This window comes from uncultured Brachyspira sp., from assembly GCF_949287625.1.
Taxonomy (GTDB): Bacteria; Spirochaetota; Brachyspiria; order Brachyspirales; family Brachyspiraceae; genus Brachyspira.
This window is the reverse complement of record NZ_CASEGO010000131.1, coordinates 1-7,019: the sequence shown is the minus strand read 5'-3', so window position 1 is coordinate 7,019 and position 7,019 is coordinate 1. Positions and strand designations below refer to the sequence as shown.

The window sequence follows — 7,019 nt, the reverse complement described above, 5'->3', positions numbered from 1 at the left end:
TACAGCACTTTTAAAGGCTCTTTATTTGGCAACATTTGAAGCAACTAAAAAATGGACTGGTACCATTAGGAACTGGGCTCAAGTTTATGGGGAATTAAGTATTATGTATGAAGGACGGCTGCCTGAATAGAATATAGAAATGTGAAAAATAAATTCCTGCTCTTGACTGAATAACTTTATTCTGTTATTCATAGAGCAGGATATGTAAAAATATAATCATAGAAAACTGAATTTACAGACTTTTTTTCACAGGCTCACTTTTTCACAAATTACAGCATTTCTGCCAAAAGGCTTATGTAAATATGATATATTTATAAATCCATTATCTTCCATTACCTGCATTATTTCTTCATAACTATATTCTTTCATATTTGGAATAATGCCGCTCCAAAAGGTATCAGTTTTTTTTACCACTTCCATAAATATATATATTTTGCAGCCATTTTTTGCTATCCTGTCAATCTCCTGAAATGCTTTATTTAAATCTTGCCAGAAATATATGGATTCATAAGACATAATAATATCAAAAAAATTATCTTCAAAAGGCGTTTTCATAATATCAGCCTTAAGTAAATAAACCTGTTTGTTTAAATGCTTTTTATTTAAGATACTTCCAGCATTAATACTTTCTTCTGAATGGTCTATACCATAAATTTTGCATGTTTTGTATCTTTCTGATAACATTTTAATACATGATGCTCCACCACAGCCAATATCTAGTATACAACAGTGTTCTTTTATATCCATTAAAGTAATACCCCATTTATGCAGTCTTTTATGACCTGTATTCATTACTTTTATTATAAATTTTCCAAACTTTCCTTTTGGATTTCCAAAATTGCATAAAATTCTGTATAAAATACTATCTTTATTATTCATTATATTTCACCCATACTTATTGATACTGATTTTTATTATCATCAATCTTAAATAAATGCAAGTAATTTTTATAATTAATGATATGTGCTGAAAAAAGATATAATAAAATTAAAAATAAAAAGAAAAAAATTATACTTACTAATCTGATATGGGAAAACTGTTAATTATATCAGCAATTTCATATGCTTTATCTTTAGGGAAAAGGTTCATTATTCCACTATAATTTGAAAATTGTGGTTTTGATAATATACTTCTATCTTTAATAAAACCATTACGGTGAATATTTTCTATAATCAGATAAATAAATTCTATTTGATTAGTATTATATTTACTTTCATTAATATATTTTACAAATCTTTCTAAAATTAATGAAATAAATAAAATACTTAATAAACATTTAAAAAATATTGCAGAATGGAATCCAAATAATATAAGCCATACTATTAATTTAATCTTTAAACATGAAGTAGATTTTCACAAACTGCTTTCAATCAGCCCGTATAATTTAATTATAAATAAACTGGATGATTCATATTCTTTAATAATACATACACTTACTCTTTCTATTAAAGATTTTGAAAATCTTATAATACTTATAAAAAATAATGTGTAAGTATAAACTTATTATCACATAAAAACGGCTTGAAAAATATATCTATAAATATAATAATTAGTACAATAAAAGTATAAGCAGTAATATTAATTAAAATATTTTTTTATCAATTTTTATCATACCATACTGATGTCGTGGTAATGTGATATAATATATAAAAAGCTTAACCTTATATATCAATTTGGAGGGAAATAATGGAAACAAAAAAACATCGTAGAATAAGTGGTGAATTTCGTGATGAATTAAAATTTGGTAAGTTAAAAACATTATTAGACTGTGTTTTAGAAGATGATTCTCTTTGCCTTGAGCTTCGTGGAAATGCTGTAAATATATATTATCGTGGCGGCAGCTTATTTAAAATTAATGATAAGAATGATAAAAATGATAAGTATAATATTACTTTTGACACAAGATATGATGAAAATAAAAAATTAAATCCGAATCCAGATGTTGAAGAAGCTGTTAAATCAATTCCATTTTATAAACAGGCAATGGATAAATGGTTTCATGAACATCCAAAATATGAGCGTGAATTTCAGCAGATAATTCTTAGAGAAAATAATAACAGCGGCAAAATTTCACGGGCTACTGATTATTATATAGTAGACATAGAATATCAAGATACTGAAAACAGTTCAAGATTTGATATGGTTGCATTTAAATGGCCGTCAAATGGAGCAGCAAGGAAAAATACTAATGCTCTTTCACTGGCTTTAATTGAAGTAAAATATGGCGATAATGCTGTTGGTGGCAATGCAGGAATAAAAAAACATTTAGATGATTTAAAATCATTTATAGATGATAAAGAAAAGCTGAAAGAATTTAAAGAAGATATGGAGCAGGTTTTTAAGCAAAAATGTAAGCTGGGTTTGATAGATGGATTACAGGGACATCAATTTGAAGTAAGTTTATCTGATGATGAACCAGAAGTAATATTTATTTTTGCAAACCATGACCCAGAGAGCAAAAAAATTAATAATATTTTATCTGATATAAATATATCAGATTATCCATTTAAAATTCTGGCTGCTCAGTCATCATTTATGGGATACGGGCTTTATATGGATAATATGATAGAAATAAAAGACTTTATAAATATGCTCTCTAAATAATAAAATATTAAAGGATAATAAATGATTGGCGAACATAGAATAATCACTTATGGGCTGACTAATGAAGAAAACAGTATTATTTTAAAAAATATTCCTGCCCATGATTATAAAGTAATGAATACTGAATGTGCAACTGATATTATAGCATTTAGTGCATCTGCTGTAACAATTAATGCAGCAAAATTATCAAATGATGATTATAATATGATTACTGATTATTATACAGAAATCAATGGCTGCACATATGAAACAGTTATATGGATTGGTACGCCTGTACCACAAGGTGCTCTTAAAAAACAGTTTAAGTGTTATGAAAGTTTTGATATTATTGAAAATAATTTAAAATATATACTGCTTTCTGCTCACAGCAAATCACAAAAAGCTGCCAGTTTCAGTAAAAAACTAGCAGATGGTATAAAAATATTATCTCTTATTCGTAACCGCCCAGGCATTACCACTCGTGAACTTGCTGAAACTATGGAACTGTCACAAAGAACTATACAAAGATATATTGCTTCTCTGCAGGCAACAGGCGAATGGATAGAATATAACAGAGCAAAAAAAGGCTGGGAACTGCAAGATGGTAAATCTTTATTATTTGGCGACATATAAATAAGAGAGAATAAATGAAAATAATTATTCATCGCGGCTCACATCAAATAGGCGGTATAGCTGTTGAAATAAAAACCGATTCTACCCGTATTATAATAGATATGGGTGATGAACTTACAATGGATAACAGCTATCAGCCTAAGCCACTTAATATATCAGGCGTTACAGATAAAAATGGTAAATGCAGTGCCGTCTTTTTTACTCATTACCATGGCGACCATACAGGGCAGCTGCCAAATATTAGAAAAGATATACCAATATTTATGGGAGAGCTTACAAAAGATATTCTTCTTACAACTATGCAAAATGCAGAACAGGAAACCATAAACAGAATAAAATCTGCAAAAATATTTGAAGCTGGTCAAAAAATACCCATTGGAGATATTACTGTTACCCCATATTCAATAGACCATTCAGCCTGCGACAGCTATATGTTTCTAATTGAAGCTGAAGGCAAGAAAATATTACATACTGGTGATTTTCGTACACATGGCTTTCGTGGAAAGGCTGTAACAAAAATTCTTCGCGGCCTTATAAAAAAAGTAGATGTATTAATTACAGAAGGCACAAATATTTCAAAAGCAAATAAAGAAATTATAACAGAATGCCAGCTGCAGCATAAAGTAAAAAAATATATGAAAGAATATAAATATGTTTTTGCATATACATCAAGCACAAACCTTGAAAGAATATGCGGTTTTGCTAAAGCTGTGCCACAAGGCAAATATTTTATATGCGATGAATACCAGAATAAACTGCTGAATATAATAAAAGAACATTGGAAAGACCATTCTAAATTATGCGATAATATTAAAAAAATAACATACGGCATTAACCTTCTTCCAAAATTTAAAGAAAAAGGCTTTCTTATGATGGTGCGGGATAACAGTATGTTTCGCAAAATAATCCCAGAGTTTGATAAAGATAAAAGTATTATGCTTTACTCAATGTGGGATGGCTACCGCACACACCCAGAAAGCACAATACCAGAATTCCTTGCTCTAGCAGGTAAATGGGAATACCTGCATACAAGCGGCCATGCCTATGTTGAAGACATAAAAGAAATGGTTAAAATAATTAATCCGTCATGCATTATACCAATACACACAGATATACCAGAAATAATGCTTAATTTATTTCCAGATAAAAATATTATAATACCCACAGACGGAGAAGAAATTGAAATTAAATAAAAATATATTATTCATTTTTCTTGAATAAGATTGGCAGCAGTATTATTACAGTAACAGCAAGCACTGCAATCAATATATATAATTTATATTCTGCAAGCGGTTTAAAATTATTTAATATTTCAATAAAAATAGGTATAATTGCTAAATAAATACCTAATACTGCAATATTTTTATGAAATTTATCTTCTCTTTTTCTAATATTTTTTTCTTTTTCTTCTAATAATTTTTCTTTATTTTTAACTAATATTTCAGTTAATGATAATACCTGCATTTTTACTTCATCATGTCTGTCTTTAACTTTATATTTAGCAGACATAATTTCCCATATTTTATATGTTTCATGCCTGTTCATCTTTACAGGATTTTCAAAAAAATACTGCAAATCAAAAGCATGTATTGACTCATTCAAATTCATGATATTGCTTACCTGCTGAGTATTATCAGCATATAATTCTGCACCTTTTTCTAAAAAATTTTCCATTTTTATATTATATGCTAATGTAAGCAGGTATAAATTTAAAAATCTGTCAAATCTTTCTATTGTCAAATCACTATATTTATCTTTTTGGTTAGCAGCAGATTTATCACACAAATGAAACCCTTTCTCTGATATAACAAAAATAAAATAGTCTGTTTCATAAGTATTATTTTCATTAAATACAAATGTATTAGAATTACGAATATCTTTAGAAATCAAATCTCTCGCTATTTTATCATCATAAAAATATATTTTAAATATTTCATCATACTCTGGCTCTACACACTTTATATCAAGTTTTAATTTTTTATATACAGCACTATTTTCCTGGGAAATTTCTAGTTCAGAAATTGATATTTTAAATGTAATACTTTCATTTTTATAAGCCCCATTACTAGAAAAAATAGTATAGAGAAAACTATCTCCTTTATTTTTGCCATTATTTTTTACTAATTGAGATGCCGTTGTTTCAATACTACTGCTTATAGAGTTATAAAAATATTTTGTATAATCCATATTATTCACCATTTAATGTTATCTTAAAGCTGCTGCATAATTTTATTATAATAACATATTCTGTATATTATCAATCATACCACCGATTTTGGAAATAGTATTTATATAAACTACATAAACGATGATAATTTATTAACATCATATGTTGGAAAATTTTTATTTATTTCTTCTATATATTTAGCAGCTTTCATATCTCCATGTTTTCTGGCTATTATATATTTAGCTATTAAATAAGGAAGATATTTATATGAATTTGTATGAACATCATTTTGGTCAACAAATTTGTCATCAATTATTTGAACAACGCGTTCTAGTTCATTATAATCCTTTAAATTAGTATATAAAATCTCTAATTTATGGATGTATGGATAAATATTATCACCAAATTGACCAATAGCTTCATTTATACATTCCAAAGCATTTGTAAAATCATTTTCTATATATGTGTAATACTGTGCTTTTGAAGTTAAATACATTTCTTTAGCTTTTTTATGTAAAGAATTTTGTAAATTCTGTAACAATATATTTAATAATTCCTTTTCTTGTTTGCCTTTTAATTTAATAATACAGCGAAAATAACTTTGTATTATATATGGATTATTTTTATCTCTATTATAACTTTCTTCTGCTAGTTTTAATGCATCTTCATATAATTCCATATTTAAATAGACCTGAACAAGCTCTCTACTAACTCGATAATATAGTAAATGGGATTTTACTAATTTTAAATGCTCTATTGCTTTTTGATGTTTTCCAGTAAGACGATAATAAAAACCTAATAAAAAATGTTTATCATCCCCACTTAATTGTTGCACTTCTTCTAAAAATTTAACATCTCTTATTCTTGCCAGAGCACTACATTTCCAGTATAGTAATTCACGCCTAACTTTACCATCTAAATTATCACTATTTTCACTTATACTGCCAATATTAACAGTATTTATACATTTTTCTTCTAAGATTTTAGTAGCAATCTTAATAACATTATTATAACGTCGTTCATAATATAATTCAGCTAATGCATTAATATATACAGATGGAATAAGTAATGGTATAAAATTATTAGCACTGTCTTGTCTTTTTAATAATTCTTTACCCACAAACATAAATGAAGATAAATCCTCGAATAATTCAACACCCTTACTAATTGATTTATCTATATATTCTTTTAGATTTTCTTTATATTTATCAGATAATTGTAGTCCTAATCTTTGAACATAATCTTTCACTATTGAATTAAGCTGAAGATATTCTTTTGAAGTATCTATATAATCAATAAAAAAATTATTATATAAAATATCTAAATAATTCTTAACAATATTCCAATCATCTTTTACTACCTGCTCTATCATCTTAAATGTAAAAATATTAGATTGAGACAAAAGTAAAAGAATATTCATAAATAAATCTTCTTTCCCATATTTGTTAGTTAAAAAAGAAATTTTATCATTGCTATAATTGGTTACTAAATCCATATTTTCTAATACATAATCAATACCAGAATCTAATATTAAATTAAGGCTCTTGACTAGTATCTTTTATGTAGATATAAGAAAAGAGTATGAAATACAATAGGTTAAGCAAATATAAGATAAAAAAAATTATTAAATGTTTTT

Annotated in this window: 7 protein-coding genes; 3 read left to right on the top strand and 4 right to left on the bottom strand. The window is 26.8% G+C overall.

Annotation, left to right across the window (positions count from 1 at the left end):
* Window positions 1-246: 246 nt before the first annotated feature.
* On the bottom strand, window positions 247-879 hold the full coding sequence (locus tag Q1X91_RS14195; RefSeq protein WP_300759027.1) for a class I SAM-dependent methyltransferase: 633 nt from the start codon (window positions 877-879) through the stop codon (window positions 247-249).
* Window positions 880-1,017: 138 nt separating this feature from the next.
* A complete protein-coding gene (locus tag Q1X91_RS15620; RefSeq protein WP_366945521.1) occupies window positions 1,018-1,245 on the bottom strand; it encodes a type I restriction-modification enzyme R subunit C-terminal domain-containing protein in 228 nt (75 codons plus the stop codon).
* Between the two features lie 441 nt (window positions 1,246-1,686).
* On the opposite strand from Q1X91_RS15620, the gene Q1X91_RS14190 reads away from it, so the two are divergent.
* Genes Q1X91_RS14190 through Q1X91_RS14180 form a run of 3 tightly spaced genes read left to right on the top strand, consistent with a single transcriptional unit; the run spans window position 1,687 to window position 4,409 of the window.
* Entirely contained in the window at window positions 1,687-2,604 is a 918-nt protein-coding gene (locus Q1X91_RS14190) for a hypothetical protein (protein ID WP_300759025.1), read from the top strand.
* 21 nt (window positions 2,605-2,625) lie between these two features.
* Window positions 2,626-3,216, top strand: a complete 591-nt coding sequence (locus Q1X91_RS14185; RefSeq protein ID WP_300759023.1) for an HTH domain-containing protein — start codon at window positions 2,626-2,628, stop codon at window positions 3,214-3,216.
* 14 nt (window positions 3,217-3,230) lie between these two features.
* Window positions 3,231-4,409: an MBL fold metallo-hydrolase gene (locus tag Q1X91_RS14180; protein WP_300759021.1), complete on the top strand. Its 1,179-nt coding sequence runs from the start codon at window positions 3,231-3,233 to the stop codon at window positions 4,407-4,409.
* Window positions 4,410-4,416: 7 nt separating this feature from the next.
* On the opposite strand, the gene Q1X91_RS14175 is transcribed toward Q1X91_RS14180, so the two are convergent.
* Together Q1X91_RS14175 and Q1X91_RS14170 are read right to left on the bottom strand one after the other, a co-directional pair.
* Entirely contained in the window at window positions 4,417-5,403 is a 987-nt protein-coding gene (locus tag Q1X91_RS14175; RefSeq protein WP_300759019.1) for a hypothetical protein, read from the bottom strand.
* Window positions 5,404-5,513: 110 nt separating this feature from the next.
* Window positions 5,514-6,803, bottom strand: a complete 1,290-nt coding sequence (locus Q1X91_RS14170; RefSeq protein WP_300759017.1) for a lipopolysaccharide assembly protein LapB — start codon at window positions 6,801-6,803, stop codon at window positions 5,514-5,516.
* Window positions 6,804-7,019: the final 216 nt, after the last annotated feature.